Source organism: Ornithinibacillus sp. FSL M8-0202, from assembly GCF_037975285.1.
GTDB lineage: Bacteria > Bacillota > Bacilli > Bacillales > Amphibacillaceae > Ornithinibacillus > Ornithinibacillus massiliensis.
The window spans coordinates 1,780,001-1,803,040 of sequence record NZ_CP150248.1 but is presented as its reverse complement, the minus strand read 5'-3'; the positions used below and the strand labels follow the sequence as shown (position 1 = coordinate 1,803,040).

Here is a 23,040-nt window from a genome sequence, read left to right as displayed (position 1 = left end):
GAATTGCTAGATTCCTTCTTTGAAAAAGGTATATCTCGAAGCATTTTTGTCAATGATGGTAAAGGAATAATATGGAGGTGTTTCGTATGAAGAAGGGGACTTTAAAGCAAATTCTATTAATTACAGATGGGTGTTCGAATAAAGGGGAAGACCCAGCGGCAACAGCTGCATTAGCATTTCAGCAAGGGATAACAGTTAATGTCATTGGTATATTGGAAGACGATCAAACAGAAGATCCTGAAGGTCTACAAGAGGTAGAAGAAATTGCCTTATCAGGTGGCGGAGTAAGCCAGCTAGTATATAAGCAGGCATTATCACAAACCGTACAAACGGTAACAAAACAAGCCATGACGCAAACAATCCAGGGATTTGTTAATATGGAGCTGAAGCAAATATTAGGTAAAGAGCAAACGATAGAAGATTTAGACCCTGAAAAACGAGGAGAAATAATGGAAGTAGTGGAGGACTTGGGTGAAACAAGTGACCTAGAGGTATTGGTACTTATTGATACAAGTGCAAGTATGCATGATAAATTACCTACCGTTAAGGAAGCATTAATTGATTTATCTATTAGCCTTAACTCCAGAGTTGGAAGAAATCGCTTTGCAATTTATAACTTCCCAGGAAAACGTAAGGATATTGATAAAGTACTAGACTGGTCTCCGAAGTTGGATTCCATTTCATCTGTATTTCCGAAGCTTACAAGTGGTGGAATTACGCCAACAGGGCCAGCTATCCGTGAGGCAATGTACCAGTTTGGTAAGAAAAGCTTGTTAAGGAGCTTTAGAGGAAATCATGAACAAGACATCGAGAACGCATGATACTTTTCTAAAGCCTGGGATGACAATCACCGGTAAATGGCATCAAAAACGATACGTTATCATCCGAAAGATTGGAAATGGTGCGATTGGGTCGGTTTATCTATGTGATGCAGGTGGAAAAAAGGCTGCATTGAAGATTAGTGATAAAAGTTCTTCCATTACAATGGAGGTCAATGTATTAAAATCACTAGGGAAGGTCCAAGCGAAAAGTCTTGGACCTTATTTATTGGATGTAGATGATTGGGTAACGCCCCAAGGTACGACCTTTTCATTTTATGTCATGGAATATATCCAAGGGAGAACCTTACCAGAATTTATTAAGCAGCATGGCAACGAATGGATTGGCGTCTTTATGCTGCAGCTATTAGACGACCTTGGAAATTTACATCAATCTGGCTGGATATTTGGTGATTTAAAGGTAGACAATTTATTGGTTAGCCATGCACCACCGCGCATTAGATGGATTGATGTCGGTGGTACCACACAAGTTGGTCGAGCGATAAAAGAATATACAGAGTTCTATGACCGTGGCTATTGGGGACTAGGAACGAGAAAGGCTGAGCCAAGCTATGATCTATTTGCGTTAGTTATGGTGTTTATTAGTGTATATTATCCAAGGCATTTTCCTAAGGGGTCCAATCCACAAGCTACGTTATTTAAGAAAATTAATGACGTCAAAGCACTTCAACCGTATACTTCATGTTTTAAGAAAGCATTGCTCGGGAAATATCATACCAGTGATGAAATGAAACAAGAAGTATCTGCTGTAATTTATCATTTGCAGAAGCAATCCAAAGCATCTACAACGAGAAGGAAAGAAGACAATCCTTCACTAGCAGTAGAGTCTGTAGGGTTTTTAATCGTGGCGCTAGGGTTTTATCTTTCTTCGTTGTTCATCCCTTAATTAGAGTGGTAAAATGAGAAGTACTTAAGAATAAGAAGGTGGACATGAGTGAATGAAGTAGTAGAATCCTTTATTCATAAGCATCAACTACTTTCCCCGGAGTCTACTGTATTAGTTGCTGTATCAGGTGGGCCGGATTCTTTGGCACTTTTACATTTTCTCAACAGGATGCAGAAGCAATGGAGATTACGGATAGTCGCACTTTCTGTAGACCATGGACTTCGTGGAGAGGAAAGTGTGGAGGATCTTCACTATGTGGAGGATATTTGCCGAAAGTGGAAGATAGAATTTGTGGGAACATCGATTGATGTGAACGAATATAAAAAGAAAATGCACTTAGGCACCCAAATAGCAGCTAGAGAGTTGCGCTATGCTTTTTTTGCAGAGCAAATGCAGCATTTCCAAGCGGATTATTTGGCTTTTGGTCATCATGGTGATGATCAAGCAGAAACGATGGTAATGCGAATGGTTCGTATGGCTGATTCCAGCTCTCTTGCCGGTATCCCAGTTAAACGTGAATTTGCTGGTGGGTTTATCATACGACCATTCCTATGTGTAACAAAGAAAGCAATTGAGGATTACTGTAAGGAGAATAACATCGTACCACGACTTGATCCATCGAACGAAACGATCGATTATACTCGGAACTATTTTCGGCATAAGGTACTCCCTTTATTAAAGGAAAAGAACCCTAATTTACACAAGACGATTCAACATTTAAATGAATCATTAGAAATGGATGAGACATTCCTACAATCAGAAGCAAAAAAATTGTTTGAGGATGTTGTTATTACAGAGGAAAAACCAATAAAAGTCATGTTTCGTATTGATCAGTTTCAATCACGTGCATCTGCTTTACAAAGGCGAGCCTTTCATCTAATATTAAACTATCTATATCATGAGGACGTACCTAAAGATTTATCCTATGTCCATGAAGAGCAATTCTTTATGTTAATGAGTAGAGAAAAGGGAAATGTCCAAATTGATTTTCCTCGTCATTTAAAGGTAGAAAAAGCATATAATAAACTTATCTTTTATTTTCAACAGAAAGAAGAAAATGAACCTTTCCATGAAGTGTTAGCAGTACCGGGTGAGGTGCTATTACCTAATGGTGATACAATACGTGCTACATATACAAATGAAGTTGCTATACAGAATGAATATACATATATTTGTTTGGCAAGCCAAGTAGTACTGCCTTTACATATTAGGAACCGGCAGGACGGGGACCGAATGACGTGGAATGGGTTAAATGGAAGTAAAAAGTTAAAAGATATTTTTATTGATGCAAAAGTACCTTTACATGATCGGAATAGATGGCCAGTAGTAACGGATAATAATGGGGATATACTATGGCTTATTGGTATAAAGAAACGCGACTCTATACCAAAGCAAAAACATTCCTTATATATACAACTAAATTATCAACAAGGTAAATTGTAGGAGGATTATCGTGCATAACGACATTAAGGAAATACTTATTACAGAAGAAGAAATAGCGGCGAAGTGTAAAGAGTTAGGAGAACAATTAACAAAAGAGTACGAAGGGCGTTTTCCATTAGCAGTTGGTGTGTTAAAGGGAGCATTACCATTTATGTCTGATGTGTTAAGACAAGTACAAACACATCTAGAGATGGACTTCATGGATGTATCTAGTTATGGTGGAACGAGTATGGTTTCCTCTGGAGAGGTAAAAATCTTAAAAGACTTAAATACGAAAGTAGAAGGTCGCGATATATTAATTATCGAGGATATTATTGATAGTGGTAATACATTACGCTATTTAGTGGATTTATTTAAATATCGCAAGGCAAATTCAGTAAAAATTGTAACCTTACTCGATAAACCTTCTGGAAGAACGGCAGAAATTGAAGCCGACCTAGTTGGGTTTGAGGTTCCGGATGCATTTGTAGTCGGATATGGGTTAGATTATGATGAAAAATATCGAAACCTACCATATATCGGGGTATTAAAACCGGAAATTTATGGTGGCGAAGAATAAAAAGTGGTCTAATGAATATTGTTTGAAATGCAAAGAGCAATTAGTTGTAAAATTTAAATTTCATGTGATACTATTGTTAATAGTTTTTCCCGTTTGGGAGGAGGTAGGGCATTGAACCGAGTTTTCCGTAGTGCGTTTTTTTACTTAATTATATTTCTGGTTATTATAGCCGTAATTAGTATGTTAAGTGGTCAGCATGATCAAGCAGAAGAATTAAATGTGAATGATTTCATGCAATCACTTGAAGCAGGTAATGTCAAAGAAATGACGATGAAGCCTGTGAACGGCATTATGCGTATCACTGGTACATTAAATGACGACAAACAATTTGTTGCTCAAGTACCTGATAATAACGATATCGTCACCGATATTACAACAAAGGCAAGAGAACAAAGTGCCTTAAAAACAGAACAAATGGATCAGCCTAGTATTTGGGTTACACTCCTAACTACAATGATTCCGTTCTTAATTATTGGTCTTTTATTCTTCTTCTTGCTTAGTCAAGCACAAGGCGGCGGTGGCGGCCGAGTGATGAACTTCGGTAAGAGTAAAGCGAAAATGTATAATGAAGAAAAGAAAAAAGTTCGTTTTACCGATGTTGCTGGTGCAGATGAAGAAAAGCAAGAATTAGTCGAAGTAGTTGAATTCTTAAAAGACCCACGTAAATTCTCAGCAATTGGGGCAAGAATTCCAAAAGGGGTTCTTTTAGTTGGACCTCCAGGTACTGGTAAAACATTACTTGCACGTGCTGTTGCTGGGGAAGCAGGTGTTCCATTCTTCTCCATTAGTGGTTCAGACTTTGTTGAGATGTTTGTTGGTGTCGGTGCAAGTCGTGTTCGTGATTTATTCGAAAATGCGAAGAAAAATGCACCTTGTATTATATTTATCGATGAGATTGACGCGGTAGGTCGTCAACGTGGCGCAGGTCTTGGTGGTGGCCATGATGAACGTGAGCAAACACTAAACCAATTACTAGTAGAAATGGACGGTTTCGGAGCAAACGAAGGAATCATCATCGTAGCTGCAACGAACAGACCAGATATTCTAGACCCTGCATTATTACGTCCAGGACGTTTTGACAGACAGATTACTGTTGATCGCCCAGATGTAAAAGGTCGTCAAGAAGTACTTAAAGTACATGCGAAAAATAAACCATTAGATGCTTCAGTTGATCTAAAAACAATTGCAATGCGTACACCTGGATTCTCAGGTGCGGACTTAGAAAACCTTCTAAACGAAGCTGCACTAGTTGCGGCCCGTCAAGATAAGAAGGAAATTGATATGACCGATGTGGACGAAGCAATCGACCGTGTCATAGCAGGTCCTGCCAAGAAAACACGTGTTATATCAGAAAAAGAACGAAATATCGTTGCGTATCATGAAAGTGGCCATACAATTATTGGTATGGTGCTCGATGAGGCAGATGTTGTTCATAAAGTAACGATTGTCCCTCGTGGGCAAGCTGGTGGATATGCAGTAATGCTTCCGAAAGAAGACCGTTACTTCATGACGAAGCCAGAGCTATTCGATAAGATTACCGGATTATTAGGTGGTCGCGTTGCCGAGGAAATCGTCTTTGGCGAAGTAAGTACTGGGGCATCCAATGACTTCCAACGTGCAACCAACATTGCACGCAAAATGATTACGGAATATGGTATGAGCGACAAACTAGGACCGCTTCAATACAGTAGTGGTGGTGGAGAAGTGTTCCTAGGTAGAGATATTAATAATGAGCAGAACTATAGTGATGCAGTTGCTCATGATATCGATACAGAAATGCAAAACTTCATCAACTATTGCTATGATCGTGCGAAAACAATTCTTACAGAAAATCGCGATAAGCTAGAATTAATAGCACAAACACTTCTAGAGGTAGAGACATTGGATGCAAGACAAATTAAATCTCTATTTGATAAAGGTGTTCTTCCAGATCCAGAAGAATACGAAGAAGTGGATGATGTGAAAGTAAATATTACTGCGAAGAAAGACGACGAAACGGTTGACTCTTTTGAAGAGGCAAAAGAAAAAGTAGACGATAAGCTTCGCGAAGAAATAGAAGAAGATAAGAACAAAAACGACTAACCATATCGAAACAAGGTAGCCTTCTAATGAGGCTACCTTTTGTTTTGGGTTAGGAAATTTCACTTACGTAATTGATTTTGGTATATTATTAAGGACTTAAATTTTTTACACTAGCGTTGGCTGGTAATAATATTGCTACTCTCAGGGTTAAGCACACTTCGCTCATATTTACGTACGAGTGTAGACCTATTCGGAAAATATCACATTACCTTAAGTCAGCTGGTTCTAATTTTTAAAGGACCATATTATTGGTAGGAAGGACTTATAACATGCTTTTTGTTCTAGATGTGGGAAACACAAACACAGTATTAGGCGTTTTTAATGATAAAGAACTAGCATATCACTGGCGAATCAAAACCGACCGCTATAAAACAGAAGATGAATTTGGCATGCTTATCAAATCATTATTTGATTTTAGTGGAATCAAATTTGCCGATATCGATGGCGTGGTTATCTCCTCTGTAGTACCTCCCATCATGTTTGCTTTAGAAAGAATGTGTAACACGTACTTTCAGATTAACCCGATTATCGTCGGTAAAGATACCGTAAAGACTAATTTAAAAATGCGATATCCTAACCCTAAGGAAATTGGTGCCGACCGGATAGTAAATGCAGTCGGAGCAATCCAGGAGCACGATACACCGCTTATTATTATCGATTTTGGAACGGCAACGACCTATTGCTATATCAATGAATCGAAGGAATATTGTGGCGGCATCATTTCTCCAGGAATAAATATTTCCATGGAAGCATTGTATCAACGAGCCTCTAAGCTCCCGAAAATAGAAATAGAAGCACCAGATAATGTCGTTGGTAAATCAACCGTCGAAGCGATGCAATCTGGCGTGTTTTATGGATATATTGGTCAAGTGGATGGTATTGTGAACAGAATCAAACAAACTGCTGGTCAAGAAGCAAAAGTAATTGCTACTGGTGGGTTAGCCTCATTAATTGGGGAAGCTTCAGAGACGATAGATTATGTTGATCCATATTTAACATTAAAGGGCTTATATGAAATTTATAAAATTAATCAATAACAAATGAAAAGGAGCAAAACACAACATGTCAGATTACTTAATAAAAGCAACAACATTTAACGGAATGGTTCGTGCTTATGCCATTCGTTCCACCAATATGGTAGAGGAAGCAAGAAGACGACAAGACACGTGGGCTACAGCTTCGGCAGCAATGGGGCGTACGATGACAATCTCTGCTATGATGGGTGCCATGCTAAAGGGAGATGATTCTTTAACGATAAAGGTTGAAGGTGGTGGCCCTATCGGTGCTATTATTGCAGATGCTAATGCATTGGGTGAGGTTAGGGCCTATGTAACGAATCCGCATGTGGATTTTGATTTAAATAGTAAGGGTAAGCTAGATGTCGCAAGAGCAGTAGGTACGACAGGAAGCTTAAGTGTTGTGAAGGATCTTGGACTTCGTGAATTCTTCACCGGCCAAGTCCCTATTGTATCTGGAGAAATTAGTGAAGATTTTACGTACTATTTTGCTACATCAGAACAGGTTCCTTCAGCAGTAGGTGCTGGGGTGCTGGTAAATCCTGACCATACCATTCTTGCAAGTGGCGGATTTATTGTACAAGTAATGCCTGGTGCAGATGATGAAATTGTCGATAAATTAGAGAGCCGTATTACATCATTTCCTCCTATTTCTTCTCTCGTGCGAGCAGGTAAAACACCAGAGGAAATTTTAACCCAATTATTTGAAGGCGAAGAAGTGAAAATACATGAAAAGATGCCCGTTCAATTTAAGTGTAAATGTTCAAAGGAAAGGCTAGCAAATGCCATTATGGGACTAGGGAAAGAAGAAATACAAGCTATGATTGATGAAGATCACGGGGCGGAAGCGTCTTGTCATTTTTGTAATGAGAACTATCACTTCTCAGAAGAAGAGTTAAATGAGTTAATGGAACAGCTATGAGCTACCAGGTAATTGGAAGGAGTAAACGATGACAAATAAACTACTACTAAGTGTTATTGTTGTTCTTCTCATAACAAATGTCGCAACCATGTTGCTTTGGAAGAACGACAGATCAGACGAATCGATAGTTGAAGATGAAGAAGTTGACACTCAAAAACCAGTTGCATCTATTGGTGGCACGGAAATATCTTTTCAAGATTGGATGAAATCGTTACGAGAAAGTTATGGTAAGAAAGAGCTAAAAACTATAATTGATCAAGAGGTTGTAAAAAAGCTAGCACAGGAGCAAAATATTACCGTGAGTGAAAAGGTAATCGAGCGTGATATGGCCTTATTAACGACGATGCAAGGATTGACAACAGAAGAAGAGTTGAAAGGGTTAGAAGAAAGTTGGAGAGAGGACATCATCTATCGCTATCAATTAGAAGCATTACTAGCCCAGGACGTTCAAGTGCCTGAAGAAGATGTCCAAGCATATTTCACCAAATACGATAATCAATATCAGTTTTCCGAATCCTTTCAGCTATCTCATATTCTAGTTGCCAACAGAGAAACAGCTAATAAAGTATATGATGAATTAGAAGCAGGGGCTTCGTTTTCCTTACTTGCTAAGGAATATTCCATCGATGAGGACACGAAAGAAAATGGTGGCTATTTAGGGTTTAATTCTTCGACTACAGAATTTATCTCTAGTAATTACTTTGATTTTGCTAAGGAACTGGAAGAATATACGTATAGTGAACCATTTGTTACATCCAATGGTGTGGCGATTTTATTCCTTCATAAAAAATTACCGGACATCACATTTACTTATGAAGAACTGAAACCATATATTCGAAATGAGCTTGCATTACAATCAATCAATCAGAACTTGGTTGCCGAGCCGCTATGGGAAAAAGTTGATATAGAATGGGTATACGACGAATAAACTAGAGTAGGAACTTATTTGTATTCTCCATAGCCCATTTCTAGACGTTTGGTTTGACAATATTTGGCTTAAGAATTACATTATATATAAATCCTATCTGTTTAGTGGGAATTATGAGGAGGTAATTTGGAATGAGAGTTGCAGATAATATTACTGGCTTAATCGGCGAAACACCTATTGTTAAATTAAACAGAATAACAGACGGAGATAGTGCGGATATTTATGTGAAATTAGAGTTTTTCAACCCAGGTAGCTCGGTAAAGGATCGTATTGCACTTGCGATGATTGAAGCTGCGGAAAAAGAAGGAAAGCTAAAAGAAGGAGATACTATTGTCGAACCAACTAGTGGAAACACAGGTATTGGTTTAGCGATGGTGGCTGCAGCAAAAGGATATAAGGCAGTACTCGTTATGCCTGATACGATGAGTCAGGAGCGCCGTAATTTATTACGTGCATATGGAGCAAACTTAGTACTTACTCCTGGTGCTGAAGGGATGAAGGGTGCGATTAAAAAGGCGGAAGAGCTTGTGAAAGAAGAGGGTTACTTCATGCCACAGCAATTCGAGAACCGAGCGAATCCAGAAGTTCACGCTCGTACAACAGGTAACGAAATTGTGGAACAAATGAAGGACGGTCTTGATGCATTTGTTTCTGGTGTCGGAACAGGTGGAACGGTAACGGGTGCTGGTAAAGTACTAAAAGAACATTTCCAAGATATCAAAATTTATGCCGTAGAACCTGTTGATTCACCAGTATTATCTGGTGGAACTCCTGGACCTCATAAAATCCAAGGAATTGGGGCGGGCTTTGTTCCGGGTGTACTAGATACAGCGGTTTATGATGACGTTATTCAAATCGAAAATGAAGAAGCATTCGCAACATCCCGTGAAGTTGCGAAAACAAATGGTATCCTAGGTGGTATCTCTGCAGGTGCTGCGGTTGCTGCTGCGAAGAAGATTGCCAAACAACTAGGAAAAGGGAAAAAAGTACTTGCGGTATTCCCTGATAATGGGGAGCGTTATTTATCTACTGCGCTTTATCAATTTGATGAAGAATAAACAATGAGATAAAGGCTAGCATCATTCTTGATGCTAGCCTTTATTCATTTTTACTTTTCTTATAGAATATCGAACTATATTTATCCGAATTAATTCACTCTCTAAAATCGATTACCATAAGGTCTCTAACCGATTTGATAACTTAAGGCGGCATTAAATTAATACCTTAATTTGTTATGTGATAGAATGATACTAGATATTTCAGGGTGAAAGGAAACGAATGATATGATATTAAAGACAAAATCAAAAGTATATAACTTATCCGATAGAACACATATCATGGGTATATTAAATGTCACACCGGATTCCTTCTCTGATGGGGGAAATTATACTTCTGTTGAAAAGGCTGTTCAACAAGCAGTTAGGATGGAGCAGCAAGGTGCAGATATTATCGACATTGGCGGAGAGTCAACCCGACCGGATCATGACCCAATCTCAGCTAAAGAAGAGCTCAGCCGAGTATTACCTATGATTAACGCGGTTAAGGAGTCTATCCATATACCAATTTCTATTGATACGTATAAAGCAGAAACCGCAAGACAAGCAGTAGAAGCGGGTGCAGAAATCATTAATGATGTTTGGGGAGCAAAGCGAGATCCAGAGATTGCTTCTGTTGCTGCAAATTATAACGTTCCGATTATTTTAATGCATAATCGTACGAATGAGAATTATACTTCACTTATCGATGATATGAAACAGGATTTAGAGGAGAGTATTGATATTGCTCTTAAAGCGGGAGTTCCAAAGGAAAATATCATTCTTGACCCGGGGATTGGCTTTGCGAAAAGTGCTAAAGACAATCTCGTTGTGATGAAGAATCTAGAAAAACTAACCGCAATGGGATTCCCGCTTTTACTAGCAACTTCACGCAAACGATTTATAGGTAGTGTATTAGATGTACCACCTGCTGAAAGAGATACAGGTACAGGAGCAACAACATGTCTTGGTATTACTAAAGGCGCACATATGGTACGAGTACACAATGTGAAAGTTAATGTAGAGCTAGCTAAAATGATGGATGCGATGCTACGGGTGGAGGATAAGTAATGGATAAAATTATGTTGACCAATATGCAATTTTATGGGTACCACGGGTTGTTACCAGAGGAGAAAAAGCTAGGGCAACGTTTTTTAGTAGATGTAGAGCTCTATTTAGATACGAAAAAAGCAGGTAAAAGTGATGACATGTACGATTCGATTGATTATAGCCAAGCCTATGCGCATGTACAAAAAATCGTCGAAGGCAGTTCAAAAAATTTAATAGAAGCAGTTGCAGAGGAAGTGGCATCTGATTTATTAGCTTCATTCTCCCTACTAGAAGCATGTCGAGTGAAAGTAATAAAACCAGATCCGCCAATACCAGGGCATTACCAATCTGTAGCTGTTGAAATCTATCGGGAGAAATGAAATGAATAAAGCATATATCGCATTAGGAACAAACATAGAACCAAGAGCAGAGTATTTAGACAAAGCGATTAATCTATTAGAGCAGCATGAACATATCCAGCTACTCAAAGCGTCGTCTATTTATGAGACTGCCCCAGTTGGATATACCGATCAAGCCGATTTTTTAAATATGGTAGTAGAAGTAAATACCGATTTACCTTCAGAAAACTTATTAGATGTATGCCAAGGAATTGAAGCCGAACTTGGGAGAGAGCGAACGATTCGGTTTGGACCGAGAACAATCGACCTTGACATTTTGGTCTATAATAACGAAAATAGGGAAACAGATCGATTAACCCTCCCACATCCGAGAATGGGAGAACGAGGATTTGTATTAATCCCACTTCACGAGATTGCACCGGGTCTGAATGTACCAGTGTTAAGCAAAACAGTAGCTGAATTATTACGCAATCTTCCAGAACAAGATAAAGAGGAGATTCGTGTATGGAAAAAGGCCGAATAGGAAGAAGAATCAAGGCATTCCGGAAGCTAAAAGGGTATACACAGGTCCGTCTAGCTAAGGAACTGAATATATCCCTTAACACACTTGGTACAATGGAAAGAGGTACACGAGAAGTATCTGACAAATTAATCCAACAGATAGCGGAAACGCTAAACATAGATATAGAAGAATTAACAGGTAGGAAGGAGGAATAAGATATGTGGAATATAGGGGACATCACGATCCCAAACCGTGTAACACTTGCTCCAATGGCTGGAGTAAGTAACTGGGCATTTCGTTTAACCGTGAAGGAATTTGGTGCAGGCCTAATTACAGCTGAAATGGTTAGTGATAAAGGAATCTTAAATCGAAACCAAAAAACAATGAAAATGCTATATATCGATGAACAAGAGATGCCAATGAGTCTTCAAATTTTTGGCGGAGATAAAGAATCCCTTGTTCAAGCAGCACAATATGTTGACCAAAACACAAATGCTTCTATTATTGATATTAATATGGGATGCCCAGCACCGAAGATCACCAAGATAGATGCTGGATCTCGCTGGCTATTAGACCCAGATAAAATTTATAACATGGTGAAGGCCGTTGTAGAGAATGTCGATAAACCAGTTACGGTAAAAATGCGTACCGGATGGGATGAAGATCATATATATGCTATTGATAACGCAAAAGCTATCGAAGCGGCAGGCGGAAGTGCCATCGGTCTTCATGGACGTACTAGAAAGCAAATGTATGAAGGTTATGCGAACTGGGATATCATTAAAGAGGTAAAAGCAGCTGTTCATATTCCCGTAATCGGAAATGGTGATATTGATAGTCCTGAAATTGCGAAGAAGCGTTTAGAGGAAACGGGAGTAGATGCTGTAATGGTCGGACGTGCAGCACTAGGAAATCCATGGATTATCTACCAAATTGTTAAATATCTAGAAACTGGTGTCTTAATCGATAATCCAACTCCACAAGAAAAGGTAGATATATGTTTGCTGCATATGGATCGTTTAATTAAGCTAAAAGGTGAAAAAGTAGCGATTATGGAAATGCGTAAACATGCAGCTTGGTATTTAAAAGATATTGAAGGCAATGGTAAAGCGCGTAAGCAAATTAACAAAGCGGAGACTCGTGATGAGCTAGTGAATATATTATTTGAATTTGTAAGAGAAGTAGAAGCGGAAATGAAAGTTTCCTAAATGTATATTAGAAGAAATCTGCTGGCGTAAAACCAGCAGTTTTTTCTTTTAGTTCACGATATAGTGTGATAAGTTGATTATAAAGCCATTTCGGGTGTAAAATGAAGGTTATGTTGAGATACTGTTTAATGAATTTATAAGGTCGAACCAATTATACCTTTATCTTAAAAAATTGATTAATGGAGTTGATACTAATGTCAGAAGAATTAAATGATCATATGCGCGTTCGGCGCGAAAAGCTCGATACATACCGTAATCAAGGCCTTGATCCTTTTGGAGGTAAATTTGTCCGAACAGATTTAGCGAAGGAACTACATGAAAAATATGAACAATTCTCTAAAGAGGAATTAGAAGAAGCAAAATATCAAGTTACGATTGCAGGTAGAATTATGACAAAGCGTGGCAAAGGGAAAGCAGGCTTTGCTCATGTTCAAGATTTAAGTGGACAAATTCAATTGTATGTACGTAAAGATGCAATTGGAGAAGAAGCGTATGAAGTGTTCAACTCCATTGATCTTGGAGATATTGTTGGGGTTACTGGACTAATGTTCAAAACCAATGTTGGTGAATTATCTATTAAAGTAACTGAATTCCAACTACTTACGAAGTCACTTAGACCACTTCCTGAAAAGTATCACGGTCTTAAAGACGTGGAACAACGATACCGTCAACGCTATTTAGACTTAATCACGAATATGGAAAGTCGTGAAACCTTTGTAATGCGCAGTAAAATTATTCGTGCAATGCGAAACTATTTAGATGGCCAAGGCTTCCTAGAAGTAGAAACACCGATGATGCATAGCATTCCAGGTGGTGCATCTGCAAGACCATTCATTACACATCATAATGCGTTAGACATTCCACTATATATGCGTATTGCAATTGAGCTACATCTGAAGCGACTAATTGTTGGTGGTCTGGAGAAGGTATATGAAATAGGAAGAGTATTCCGAAATGAAGGGGTATCTACTAGACATAACCCGGAATTTACTATGTTAGAGTTATATGAAGCATATGCTGATTATCATGATATTATGAGCCTTACTGAAAATATGGTTGCTCATATTGCAGAGGAAGTACTAGGTACGACAACTGTAACCTATGGAGACTACAAAATAGACTTAAAGCCTGAGTGGAAACGAGTGCACATGGTTGACGCAGTAAAAGAACATACTGGTGTAGATTTCTGGGAGCATATGAGTGACGAAAAGGCGAGAGAGCTAGCGAAAGAACATGGAGTGGAAATTAAAGACAATATGACATTTGGTCATGTTGTAAATGAGTTCTTTGAGCAAAAAGTAGAAGAAAAACTAATTCAACCGACATTTGTATACGGCCATCCAGTGGAGATTTCTCCTTTAGCGAAGAAAAATGAAGAAGACGAGCGCTTCACAGATCGTTTTGAATTATTCATCGTCGCTCGTGAGCATGCTAATGCGTTCAGTGAGCTTAATGATCCAATTGATCAACGTGAACGTTTTGAAGCACAGGTTAAAGAAAGAGCAGAAGGAAATGATGAAGCACATTTAATGGATGAAGATTTCCTAGAAGCATTGGAGTATGGTATGGCACCAACAGGTGGACTTGGTATCGGTATTGATAGATTAGTTATGTTATTAACGAACTCACCATCTATTCGTGATGTATTATTATTCCCGCAAATGCGTAATAGATAATTTGCAAGAAGGTGAAGAGACAAGCACTTAAATTTAGAGTGGCTTGTCTCTTTTTTAATCCACTATTTTCCAGTAATAAAGTCTTGATTAATGGCCACAATCATGGTAAAGTAAATAATGTTGCTTTTACAGAATATAGCTACTCAAATTAATTTGAAAAAGTTGTTGACTTTAAATCGACAGCGTGATATATTAATAAAGTCGCTAATTTGAAAGGCGATAAAATAAAGCGAAAAACTTTTATAAAAAAACTGTTGACAAAGGAATTTAGAAATGGTATTATATAAGAGTTGACGCGAAAAGCAAAAACAAACTTTTTGCTCCTTGAAAACTGAACAAAACAACCAGTATGTCAAGAAGAAACATACCCTGTTTTTTCTATTAAAGAATTACAGAAGCTAGCAGCTTCTTTGCTAAGAATTACCTATGATTGATTGGTGTCAATCATAGACAAACTTTTTTGGAGAGTTTGATCTTGGCTCAGGACGAACGCTGGCGGCGTGCCTAATACATGCAAGTCGAGCGAGTGAAATTAACTGATCCCTTCGGGGTGACGTTAATGGATCTAGCGGCGGACGGGTGAGTAACACGTGGGCAACCTGCCTGTAAGACTGGGATAACTCGCGGAAACGTGAGCTAATACCGGATAACACTTCGAACCACATGGTTTGAAGATGAAAGGCGGCGCAAGCTGTCACTTACAGATGGGCCCGCGGCGCATTAGCTAGTTGGTGAGGTAACGGCTCACCAAGGCGACGATGCGTAGCCGACCTGAGAGGGTGATCGGCCACACTGGGACTGAGACACGGCCCAGACTCCTACGGGAGGCAGCAGTAGGGAATCTTCCGCAATGGACGAAAGTCTGACGGAGCAACGCCGCGTGAGTGATGAAGGTTTTCGGATTGTAAAACTCTGTTGTTAGGGAAGAACAAGTACAATAGTAACTGATTGTACCTTGACGGTACCTAACCAGAAAGCCCCGGCTAACTACGTGCCAGCAGCCGCGGTAATACGTAGGGGGCAAGCGTTGTCCGGAATTATTGGGCGTAAAGCGCGCGCAGGCGGTCCTTTAAGTCTGATGTGAAAGCCCACGGCTTAACCGTGGAGGGTCATTGGAAACTGGAGGACTTGAGTGCAGAAGAGGAGAGTGGAATTCCACGTGTAGCGGTGAAATGCGTAGAGATGTGGAGGAACACCAGTGGCGAAGGCGACTCTCTGGTCTGTAACTGACGCTGAGGCGCGAAAGCGTGGGGAGCGAACAGGATTAGATACCCTGGTAGTCCACGCCGTAAACGATGAGTGCTAGGTGTTAGGGGGTTTCCGCCCCTTAGTGCTGAAGTTAACGCATTAAGCACTCCGCCTGGGGAGTACGGCCGCAAGGCTGAAACTCAAAAGAATTGACGGGGGCCCGCACAAGCGGTGGAGCATGTGGTTTAATTCGAAGCAACGCGAAGAACCTTACCAGGTCTTGACATCCTCTGACCACCCTAGAGATAGGGCTTTCCCTTCGGGGACAGAGTGACAGGTGGTGCATGGTTGTCGTCAGCTCGTGTCGTGAGATGTTGGGTTAAGTCCCGCAACGAGCGCAACCCTTATTCTTAGTTGCCAGCATTTAGTTGGGCACTCTAAGGAGACTGCCGGTGACAAACCGGAGGAAGGTGGGGATGACGTCAAATCATCATGCCCCTTATGACCTGGGCTACACACGTGCTACAATGGATGGTACAAAGGGCAGCAAAACCGCGAGGTCGAGCAAATCCCATAAAACCATTCTCAGTTCGGATTGCAGGCTGCAACTCGCCTGCATGAAGCCGGAATCGCTAGTAATCGCGGATCAGCATGCCGCGGTGAATACGTTCCCGGGCCTTGTACACACCGCCCGTCACACCACGAGAGTTGGTAACACCCGAAGTCGGTGAGGTAACCTTTTGGAGCCAGCCGCCTAAGGTGGGACCAATGATTGGGGTGAAGTCGTAACAAGGTAGCCGTATCGGAAGGTGCGGCTGGATCACCTCCTTTCTAAGGAATAATTAAGGAAACCGACTAAGTTCGCCACGTCCTGTGGCAACGTCGGCATGACCTGCATCCTGCAGGCCTAAACATACTGTGTTGTTTGGTTCAGTTTTGAGGGAGTAAATTCCTCAAAAAGCAAGGAACTTCTGTTAGAACCCGTCACATCCTGTGACGAACACAGAAGTCACCACATCCTGTGGAAGTGTACCTTGAAAACTAAATAAGAGTAACAACGACATCAAACTTTAAAGCAAGGCTATTAATATAGTGAAACGCTTATTCATAATTAGTTAAGTGAATAAGGGCGCACGGTGGATGCCTTGGCACTAGGAGCCGATGAAGGACGGGACTAACACCGATATGCCTCGGGGAGTCGTAAGTAGACTTCGATCCGAGGATTTCCGAATGGGGGAACCCACTGTTCGTAATGGAACAGTATCCATATCTGAATACATAGGGTATGGAAGGCAGACCCGGGGAACTGAAACATCTCATTACCCGGAGGAAGAGAAAGCAAATGCGATTTCCTGAGTAGCGGCGAGCGAAACGGAAACAGCCCAAACCAAAAAGCTTGCTTTTTGGGGTTGTAGGACACTCCATACGGAGTTACAAAGGAATTCCTTAGATGAAGATACCTGGAAAGGTAAGCCGCAGAAGGTAACAGCCCTGTAATCGAAAAGGAATTCTCTCTGGAGTGTATCCTGAGTACGGCGGAACACGTGAAATTCCGTCGGAATCCGGGAGGACCATCTCCCAAGGCTAAATACTACCTAGTGACCGATAGTGAACCAGTACCGTGAGGGAAAGGTGAAAAGCACCCCGGAAGGGGAGTGAAATAGAACCTGAAACCGTGTGCCTACAAGTAGTCGGAGCACGTTAATGTGTGACGGCGTACCTTTTGTAGAATGGACCGGCGAGTTACGATCGTATGCGAGGTTAAGTGGAAGACACGGAGCCGCAGCGAAAGCGAGTCTGAATAGGGCGAATTAGTATGCGGTCGTAGACCCGAAACCGTGTGATCTACCCATGTCCAGGGTGAAGGTCAGGTAACACTGACTGGAGGCCCGAACCCACGTATGTTGAAAAATGCGGGGATGAGGTGTGGGTAGGGGTGAAATGCCAATCGAACACGGAGATAGCTGGTTCTCTCCGAAATAGCTTTAGGGCTAGCCTCAAGAGTTGAGTACTGGAGGTAGAGCACTGATTGGACTAGGGGCCCTCATCGGGTTACCGAATTCAGTCAAACTCCGAATGCCAGATACTTTATCTTGGGAGTCAGTCTATGGGTGATAAGGTTCATAGACGAAAGGGAAACAGCCCAGACCGCCAGCTAAGGTCCCAAAGTATACGTTAAGTGGAAAAGGATGTGGAGTTGCACAGACAACCAGGATGTTGGCTTAGAAGCAGCCACCATTTAAAGAGTGCGTAATAGCTCACTGGTCGAGTGACTCTGCGCCGAAAATATACCGGGGCTAAACGTATCACCGAAGCTGCGGATTGTTCTTACGAACAATGGTAGGAGAGCGTTCTAAGTGCTGTGAAGTCAGACCGTGAGGACTGGTGGAGCGCTTAGAAGTGAGAATGCCGGTATGAGTAGCGAAAAAAGAGTGAGAATCTCTTTCACCGAATGCCTAAGGTTTCCTGAGGAAGGCTCGTCCTCTCAGGGTTAGTCGGGACCTAAGCCGAGGCCGAAAGGCGTAGGCGATGGACAACAGGTTGATATTCCTGTACCACCTCATGATCGTTATGAGCGATGGGGGGACGCAGTAGGATAGGGAATGCGCACCACTGGATGTGTGCGCCCAAGCAGTGAGGCTGTCAGGTAGGCAAATCCGCCTGGCGTAAGGTTGAGCTGTGATGGGGAGTGAAATATAGTAGCGAAGTTCCTGATTTCACACTGCCAAGAAAAGCCTCTAGCCAGATCATAGGTGCCCGTACCGCAAACCGACACAGGTAGGCGAGGAGAGAATCCTAAGGTGAGCGGGAGAACTCTCGTTAAGGAACTCGGCAAAATGACCCCGTAACTTCGGGAGAAGGGGTGCTTCTTGCATGAGAAGCCGCAGTGAATAGGCCCAAGCGACTGTTTAGCAAAAACACAGGTCTCTGCGAAGCCGAAAGGCGAAGTATAGGGGCTGACACCTGCCCGGTGCTGGAAGGTTAAGGGGATGAGTTAGGGTTTACCCGAAGCTTTGAACCGAAGCCCCAGTAAACGGCGGCCGTAACTATAACGGTCCTAAGGTAGCGAAATTCCTTGTCGGGTAAGTTCCGACCCGCACGAAAGGTGTAACGATTTGGGCACTGTCTCAACGAGAGACCCGGTGAAATTATACTATGCGTGAAGATGCGCATTACCCGCGACAGGACGGAAAGACCCCGTGGAGCTTTACTGTAGCCTGATATTGAATGTCTGTGCAGCTTGTACAGGATAGGTGGGAGCCTTAGAAACCGGAGCGCTAGCTTCGGTGGAGGCATCCGTGGGATACCACCCTGGCTGTATGGACCTTCTAACCCAGGACCGTAATCCGGTTCGGAGACAGTGTCAGGCGGGCAGTTTGACTGGGGCGGTCGCCTCCTAAAAGGTAACGGAGGCGCCCAAAGGTTCCCTCAGAATGGTTGGAAATCATTCGTAGAGTGTAAAGGCAGAAGGGAGCTTGACTGCGAGACCTACAAGTCGAGCAGGGACGAAAGTCGGGCTTAGTGATCCGGTGGTTCCGCATGGAAGGGCCATCGCTCAACGGATAAAAGCTACCCCGGGGATAACAGGCTTATCTCCCCCAAGAGTTCACATCGACGGGGAGGTTTGGCACCTCGATGTCGGCTCATCGCATCCTGGGGCTGTAGTCGGTCCCAAGGGTTGGGCTGTTCGCCCATTAAAGCGGTACGCGAGCTGGGTTCAGAACGTCGTGAGACAGTTCGGTCCCTATCCGTCGTGGGCGTTGGAAGTTTGAGAGGAGCTGTCCTTAGTACGAGAGGACCGGGATGGACACACCGCTGGTGTACCAGTTGTTCCGCCAGGAGCATAGCTGGGTAGCTACGTGTGGAAAGGATAAGTGCTGAAAGCATCTAAGCATGAAGCCCCCCTCAAGATGAGACTTCCCATCACTTCGAGTGAGTAAGATCCCTTAGAGACTATGAGGTTGATAGGTCCGAGGTGGAAGCGTGGTGACACGTGGAGCTGACGGATACTAATAGATCGAGGACTTAACTAATTTATTTGATATCGTTTGTTTACTCTTATTTAGTTTTCAGGGTATAATTATTTTAAAAAAACCCTTGCATTTCTCTTTGGGAATGCATATAATATATCTTGTCTTGATTTTAAGACAATGTCTGGTAGCGATAGCGAGAAGGTCACACCTGTTCCCATACCGAACACAGAAGTTAAGCTTCTCAGCGCCGATGGTAGTTGGGGCATTGCCCCTGCGAGAGTAGGACGCCGCCAGGCGGAGGATTAGCTCAGCTGGGAGAGCACCTGCCTTACAAGCAGGGGGTCACAGGTTCGAGCCCTGTATCCTCCACCATGCCGGCCTAGCTCAATTGGTAGAGCAACTGACTTGTAATCAGTAGGTTGGGGGTTCAAGTCCTCTGGCCGGCACCACTTTTCATTACGAGCCATTAGCTCAGTCGGTAGAGCAACGAGCAATACTTCCACCGAATAAGCTACGAGTAACCCCGAAGCATACACATCCTTGAAGATACTTGGAGATGCAGAGGTACACCTTGAAGGACGCTCAAATTAATTTAGAATCACTCATTACTATGAGCCATTAGCTCAGTCGGTAGAGCATCTGACTTTTAATCAGAGGGTCGAAGGTTCGAATCCTTCATGGCTCACCATTTAAATATGCGGGTGTGGCGGAATTGGCAGACGCGCTAGACTTAGGATCTAGTATCTTCGGATGTGGGGGTTCGACTCCCTTCACCCGCACCATTTATTTAATAAAACGCGGAAGTAGTTCAGTGGTAGAACACCACCTTGCCAAGGTGGGGGTCGCGGGTTCGAATCCCGTCTTCCGCTCCATATAGTAAGTGCCGGGGTGGCGGAACTGGCAGACGCACAGGACTTAAAATCCTGCGGTAGGTGACTACCGTACCGGTTCGATTCCGGTCCTCGGCACCATTAGCGCCCGTAGCTCAATTGGATAGAGCGTTTGACTACGGATCAAAAGGTTAGGGGTTCGACTCCTCTCGGGCGCGCCATTAACGGGAAGTAGCTCAGCTTGGTAGAGCACATGGTTTGGGACCATGGGGTCGCAGGTTCGAATCCTGTCTTCCCGACCATTAAAAAATATAATTTGGGGCCTTAGCTCAGCTGGGAGAGCGCCTGCCTTGCACGCAGGAGGTCAGCGGTTCGATCCCGCTAGGCTCCACCATTTTATGACTTTATTTTGCTCCTTGAAAACTGAACAAAACAACCAGTATGTCAAGAAGAAACATACCCTGTTTTTTCTATTAAAGAATTACAGAAGCTAGCAGCTTCTTTGCTAAGAATTACCTATGATTGATTGGTGTCAATCATAGACAAACTTTTTTGGAGAGTTTGATCTTGGCTCAGGACGAACGCTGGCGGCGTGCCTAATACATGCAAGTCGAGCGAGTGAAATTAACTGATCCCTTCGGGGTGACGTTAATGGATCTAGCGGCGGACGGGTGAGTAACACGTGGGCAACCTGCCTGTAAGACTGGGATAACTCGCGGAAACGTGAGCTAATACCGGATAACACTTCGAACCACATGGTTTGAAGATGAAAGGCGGCGCAAGCTGTCACTTACAGATGGGCCCGCGGCGCATTAGCTAGTTGGTGAGGTAACGGCTCACCAAGGCGACGATGCGTAGCCGACCTGAGAGGGTGATCGGCCACACTGGGACTGAGACACGGCCCAGACTCCTACGGGAGGCAGCAGTAGGGAATCTTCCGCAATGGACGAAAGTCTGACGGAGCAACGCCGCGTGAGTGATGAAGGTTTTCGGATTGTAAAACTCTGTTGTTAGGGAAGAACAAGTACAATAGTAACTGATTGTACCTTGACGGTACCTAACCAGAAAGCCCCGGCTAACTACGTGCCAGCAGCCGCGGTAATACGTAGGGGGCAAGCGTTGTCCGGAATTATTGGGCGTAAAGCGCGCGCAGGCGGTCCTTTAAGTCTGATGTGAAAGCCCACGGCTTAACCGTGGAGGGTCATTGGAAACTGGAGGACTTGAGTGCAGAAGAGGAGAGTGGAATTCCACGTGTAGCGGTGAAATGCGTAGAGATGTGGAGGAACACCAGTGGCGAAGGCGACTCTCTGGTCTGTAACTGACGCTGAGGCGCGAAAGCGTGGGGAGCGAACAGGATTAGATACCCTGGTAGTCCACGCCGTAAACGATGAGTGCTAGGTGTTAGGGGGTTTCCGCCCCTTAGTGCTGAAGTTAACGCATTAAGCACTCCGCCTGGGGAGTACGGCCGCAAGGCTGAAACTCAAAAGAATTGACGGGGGCCCGCACAAGCGGTGGAGCATGTGGTTTAATTCGAAGCAACGCGAAGAACCTTACCAGGTCTTGACATCCTCTGACCACCCTAGAGATAGGGCTTTCCCTTCGGGGACAGAGTGACAGGTGGTGCATGGTTGTCGTCAGCTCGTGTCGTGAGATGTTGGGTTAAGTCCCGCAACGAGCGCAACCCTTATTCTTAGTTGCCAGCATTTAGTTGGGCACTCTAAGGAGACTGCCGGTGACAAACCGGAGGAAGGTGGGGATGACGTCAAATCATCATGCCCCTTATGACCTGGGCTACACACGTGCTACAATGGATGGTACAAAGGGCAGCAAAACCGCGAGGTCGAGCAAATCCCATAAAACCATTCTCAGTTCGGATTGCAGGCTGCAACTCGCCTGCATGAAGCCGGAATCGCTAGTAATCGCGGATCAGCATGCCGCGGTGAATACGTTCCCGGGCCTTGTACACACCGCCCGTCACACCACGAGAGTTGGTAACACCCGAAGTCGGTGAGGTAACCTTTTGGAGCCAGCCGCCTAAGGTGGGACCAATGATTGGGGTGAAGTCGTAACAAGGTAGCCGTATCGGAAGGTGCGGCTGGATCACCTCCTTTCTAAGGAATAATTAAGGAAACCGACTAAGTTCGCCACGTCCTGTGGCAACGTCGGCATGACCTGCATCCTGCAGGCCTAAACATACTGTGTTGTTTGGTTCAGTTTTGAGGGAGTAAATTCCTCAAAAAGCAAGGAACTTCTGTTAAAACCCGTCACGTCCTGTGACGAACACAGAAGCCACCACATCCTGTGGAAGTGTACCTTGAAAACTAAATAAGAGTAACAACGACATCAAACTTTAAAGCAAGGCTATTAATATAGTGAAACGCTTATTCATAATTAGTTAAGTGAATAAGGGCGCACGGTGGATGCCTTGGCACTAGGAGCCGATGAAGGACGGGACTAACACCGATATGCCTCGGGGAGTCGTAAGTAGACTTCGATCCGAGGATTTCCGAATGGGGGAACCCACTGTTCGTAATGGAACAGTAT

The 23,040-nt window shown here is 43.0% G+C and carries 15 protein-coding genes, 9 tRNA genes and 5 rRNA genes (1 of these 29 running past the window's edge); all 29 read left to right on the top strand.

The window, feature by feature from the left end; translation table 11 throughout:
* Positions 1 to 86 precede the first annotated feature (86 nt).
* Positions 87 to 821: a VWA domain-containing protein gene (locus MKY78_RS09420; protein ID WP_186871128.1), complete on the top strand. Its 735-nt coding sequence runs from the start codon at positions 87 to 89 to the stop codon at positions 819 to 821.
* Positions 796 to 1,725, top strand: coding sequence for a protein kinase family protein (locus MKY78_RS09415; protein WP_339217544.1), 930 nt, complete (start codon positions 796 to 798; stop codon positions 1,723 to 1,725). The genes MKY78_RS09420 and MKY78_RS09415 overlap by 26 nt, the downstream gene beginning before the upstream one ends.
* Positions 1,726 to 1,773: 48 nt before the next feature.
* The gene (gene tilS, locus MKY78_RS09410) at positions 1,774 to 3,168 is read left to right on the top strand and encodes a tRNA lysidine(34) synthetase TilS (RefSeq protein WP_339217542.1); all 1,395 of its coding nucleotides are present in this window, start codon (positions 1,774 to 1,776) and stop codon (positions 3,166 to 3,168) included.
* 10 nt (positions 3,169 to 3,178) lie between these two features.
* Entirely contained in the window at positions 3,179 to 3,727 is a 549-nt protein-coding gene (hpt, locus tag MKY78_RS09405; protein WP_211740763.1) for a hypoxanthine phosphoribosyltransferase, read from the top strand.
* 111 nt (positions 3,728 to 3,838) lie between these two features.
* Positions 3,839 to 5,809: an ATP-dependent zinc metalloprotease FtsH gene (gene ftsH / locus MKY78_RS09400; RefSeq protein ID WP_339217540.1), complete on the top strand. Its 1,971-nt coding sequence runs from the start codon at positions 3,839 to 3,841 to the stop codon at positions 5,807 to 5,809.
* A gap of 269 nt (positions 5,810 to 6,078) precedes the next feature.
* Positions 6,079 to 6,846 (top strand): type III pantothenate kinase, encoded by a 768-nt coding sequence (locus MKY78_RS09395; protein WP_211740761.1) that lies wholly within the window; start codon positions 6,079 to 6,081, stop codon positions 6,844 to 6,846.
* Between the two features lie 25 nt (positions 6,847 to 6,871).
* Positions 6,872 to 7,747, top strand: coding sequence for an Hsp33 family molecular chaperone HslO (gene hslO, locus MKY78_RS09390; protein ID WP_211740760.1), 876 nt, complete (start codon positions 6,872 to 6,874; stop codon positions 7,745 to 7,747).
* Between the two features lie 28 nt (positions 7,748 to 7,775).
* On the top strand, positions 7,776 to 8,675 hold the full coding sequence (locus MKY78_RS09385) for a peptidylprolyl isomerase (protein WP_339217538.1): 900 nt from the start codon (positions 7,776 to 7,778) through the stop codon (positions 8,673 to 8,675).
* A 131-nt stretch (positions 8,676 to 8,806) separates the two neighbouring features.
* On the top strand, positions 8,807 to 9,733 hold the full coding sequence (gene cysK, locus MKY78_RS09380) for a cysteine synthase A (protein ID WP_339217537.1): 927 nt from the start codon (positions 8,807 to 8,809) through the stop codon (positions 9,731 to 9,733).
* A gap of 225 nt (positions 9,734 to 9,958) precedes the next feature.
* A complete protein-coding gene (gene folP, locus MKY78_RS09375; RefSeq protein WP_339217535.1) occupies positions 9,959 to 10,780 on the top strand; it encodes a dihydropteroate synthase in 822 nt (273 codons plus the stop codon).
* Complete coding sequence (gene folB, locus MKY78_RS09370) at positions 10,780 to 11,139, top strand: dihydroneopterin aldolase (protein ID WP_339217533.1); 360 nt, start codon at positions 10,780 to 10,782, stop codon at positions 11,137 to 11,139. Before folP ends, folB begins: the two co-directional genes overlap by 1 nt.
* Before the next feature lies 1 nt (position 11,140).
* The gene (gene folK, locus MKY78_RS09365) at positions 11,141 to 11,641 is read left to right on the top strand and encodes a 2-amino-4-hydroxy-6-hydroxymethyldihydropteridine diphosphokinase (protein WP_339217532.1); all 501 of its coding nucleotides are present in this window, start codon (positions 11,141 to 11,143) and stop codon (positions 11,639 to 11,641) included.
* A complete protein-coding gene (locus MKY78_RS09360; protein WP_339217530.1) occupies positions 11,623 to 11,835 on the top strand; it encodes a helix-turn-helix transcriptional regulator in 213 nt (70 codons plus the stop codon). Before folK ends, MKY78_RS09360 begins: the two co-directional genes overlap by 19 nt.
* 3 nt (positions 11,836 to 11,838) lie before the next feature.
* A complete protein-coding gene (dusB, locus tag MKY78_RS09355) occupies positions 11,839 to 12,828 on the top strand; it encodes a tRNA dihydrouridine synthase DusB (protein WP_339217528.1) in 990 nt (329 codons plus the stop codon).
* Between the two features lie 194 nt (positions 12,829 to 13,022).
* On the top strand, positions 13,023 to 14,504 hold the full coding sequence (gene lysS / locus MKY78_RS09350; RefSeq protein ID WP_339217526.1) for a lysine--tRNA ligase: 1,482 nt from the start codon (positions 13,023 to 13,025) through the stop codon (positions 14,502 to 14,504).
* A gap of 457 nt (positions 14,505 to 14,961) precedes the next feature.
* Positions 14,962 to 16,523 (top strand): 16S ribosomal RNA (locus tag MKY78_RS09345).
* A gap of 282 nt (positions 16,524 to 16,805) precedes the next feature.
* A 23S ribosomal RNA gene (locus tag MKY78_RS09340) occupies positions 16,806 to 19,726 on the top strand.
* Positions 19,727 to 19,846: 120 nt separating this feature from the next.
* A 5S ribosomal RNA gene (gene rrf / locus MKY78_RS09335) occupies positions 19,847 to 19,962 on the top strand.
* A tRNA-Val gene (locus tag MKY78_RS09330) sits at positions 19,963 to 20,038 on the top strand.
* A gap of 1 nt (position 20,039) precedes the next feature.
* A tRNA-Thr gene (locus tag MKY78_RS09325) sits at positions 20,040 to 20,115 on the top strand.
* A 163-nt stretch (positions 20,116 to 20,278) separates the two neighbouring features.
* A tRNA-Lys gene (locus MKY78_RS09320) sits at positions 20,279 to 20,354 on the top strand.
* Between the two features lie 9 nt (positions 20,355 to 20,363).
* A tRNA-Leu gene (locus MKY78_RS09315) sits at positions 20,364 to 20,448 on the top strand.
* A 15-nt stretch (positions 20,449 to 20,463) separates the two neighbouring features.
* Positions 20,464 to 20,538 (top strand) — tRNA-Gly (locus tag MKY78_RS09310).
* A gap of 10 nt (positions 20,539 to 20,548) precedes the next feature.
* Positions 20,549 to 20,637: transfer RNA gene (locus MKY78_RS09305), tRNA-Leu, on the top strand.
* Between the two features lie 3 nt (positions 20,638 to 20,640).
* Positions 20,641 to 20,717 (top strand) — tRNA-Arg (locus MKY78_RS09300).
* Between the two features lie 4 nt (positions 20,718 to 20,721).
* A tRNA-Pro gene (locus MKY78_RS09295) sits at positions 20,722 to 20,798 on the top strand.
* Between the two features lie 16 nt (positions 20,799 to 20,814).
* Positions 20,815 to 20,890, top strand: a tRNA-Ala gene (locus MKY78_RS09290).
* A gap of 155 nt (positions 20,891 to 21,045) precedes the next feature.
* Positions 21,046 to 22,607: ribosomal RNA gene (locus tag MKY78_RS09285) — 16S ribosomal RNA — on the top strand.
* Between the two features lie 282 nt (positions 22,608 to 22,889).
* Positions 22,890 to 23,040: ribosomal RNA gene (locus MKY78_RS09280) — 23S ribosomal RNA — on the top strand; it runs 2,770 nt beyond the window's last position.
* The 16S, 23S and 5S rRNA genes sit together here with 9 tRNA genes alongside, the layout of an rRNA operon.

What these genes read in the sequence shown, in the direction of transcription:
- hslO (WP_211740760.1), top strand. Translation starts at nt 6,872, where the DNA reads ATGTCAGATTACTTAATAAAAGCAACAACATTTAACGGAATGGTTCGT.
- MKY78_RS09395 (WP_211740761.1), top strand. Translation starts at nt 6,079, where the DNA reads ATGCTTTTTGTTCTAGATGTGGGAAACACAAACACAGTATTAGGCGTT.
- cysK (WP_339217537.1), top strand. Translation starts at nt 8,807, where the DNA reads ATGAGAGTTGCAGATAATATTACTGGCTTAATCGGCGAAACACCTATT.
- lysS (WP_339217526.1), top strand. Translation starts at nt 13,023, where the DNA reads ATGTCAGAAGAATTAAATGATCATATGCGCGTTCGGCGCGAAAAGCTC.
- dusB (WP_339217528.1), top strand. Translation starts at nt 11,839, where the DNA reads ATGTGGAATATAGGGGACATCACGATCCCAAACCGTGTAACACTTGCT.
- folK (WP_339217532.1), top strand. Translation starts at nt 11,141, where the DNA reads ATGAATAAAGCATATATCGCATTAGGAACAAACATAGAACCAAGAGCA.
- MKY78_RS09385 (WP_339217538.1), top strand. Translation starts at nt 7,776, where the DNA reads ATGACAAATAAACTACTACTAAGTGTTATTGTTGTTCTTCTCATAACA.
- MKY78_RS09420 (WP_186871128.1), top strand. Translation starts at nt 87, where the DNA reads ATGAAGAAGGGGACTTTAAAGCAAATTCTATTAATTACAGATGGGTGT.
- MKY78_RS09415 (WP_339217544.1), top strand. Translation starts at nt 796, where the DNA reads ATGAACAAGACATCGAGAACGCATGATACTTTTCTAAAGCCTGGGATG.
- folB (WP_339217533.1), top strand. Translation starts at nt 10,780, where the DNA reads ATGGATAAAATTATGTTGACCAATATGCAATTTTATGGGTACCACGGG.
- MKY78_RS09360 (WP_339217530.1), top strand. Translation starts at nt 11,623, where the DNA reads ATGGAAAAAGGCCGAATAGGAAGAAGAATCAAGGCATTCCGGAAGCTA.
- folP (WP_339217535.1), top strand. Translation starts at nt 9,959, where the DNA reads ATGATATTAAAGACAAAATCAAAAGTATATAACTTATCCGATAGAACA.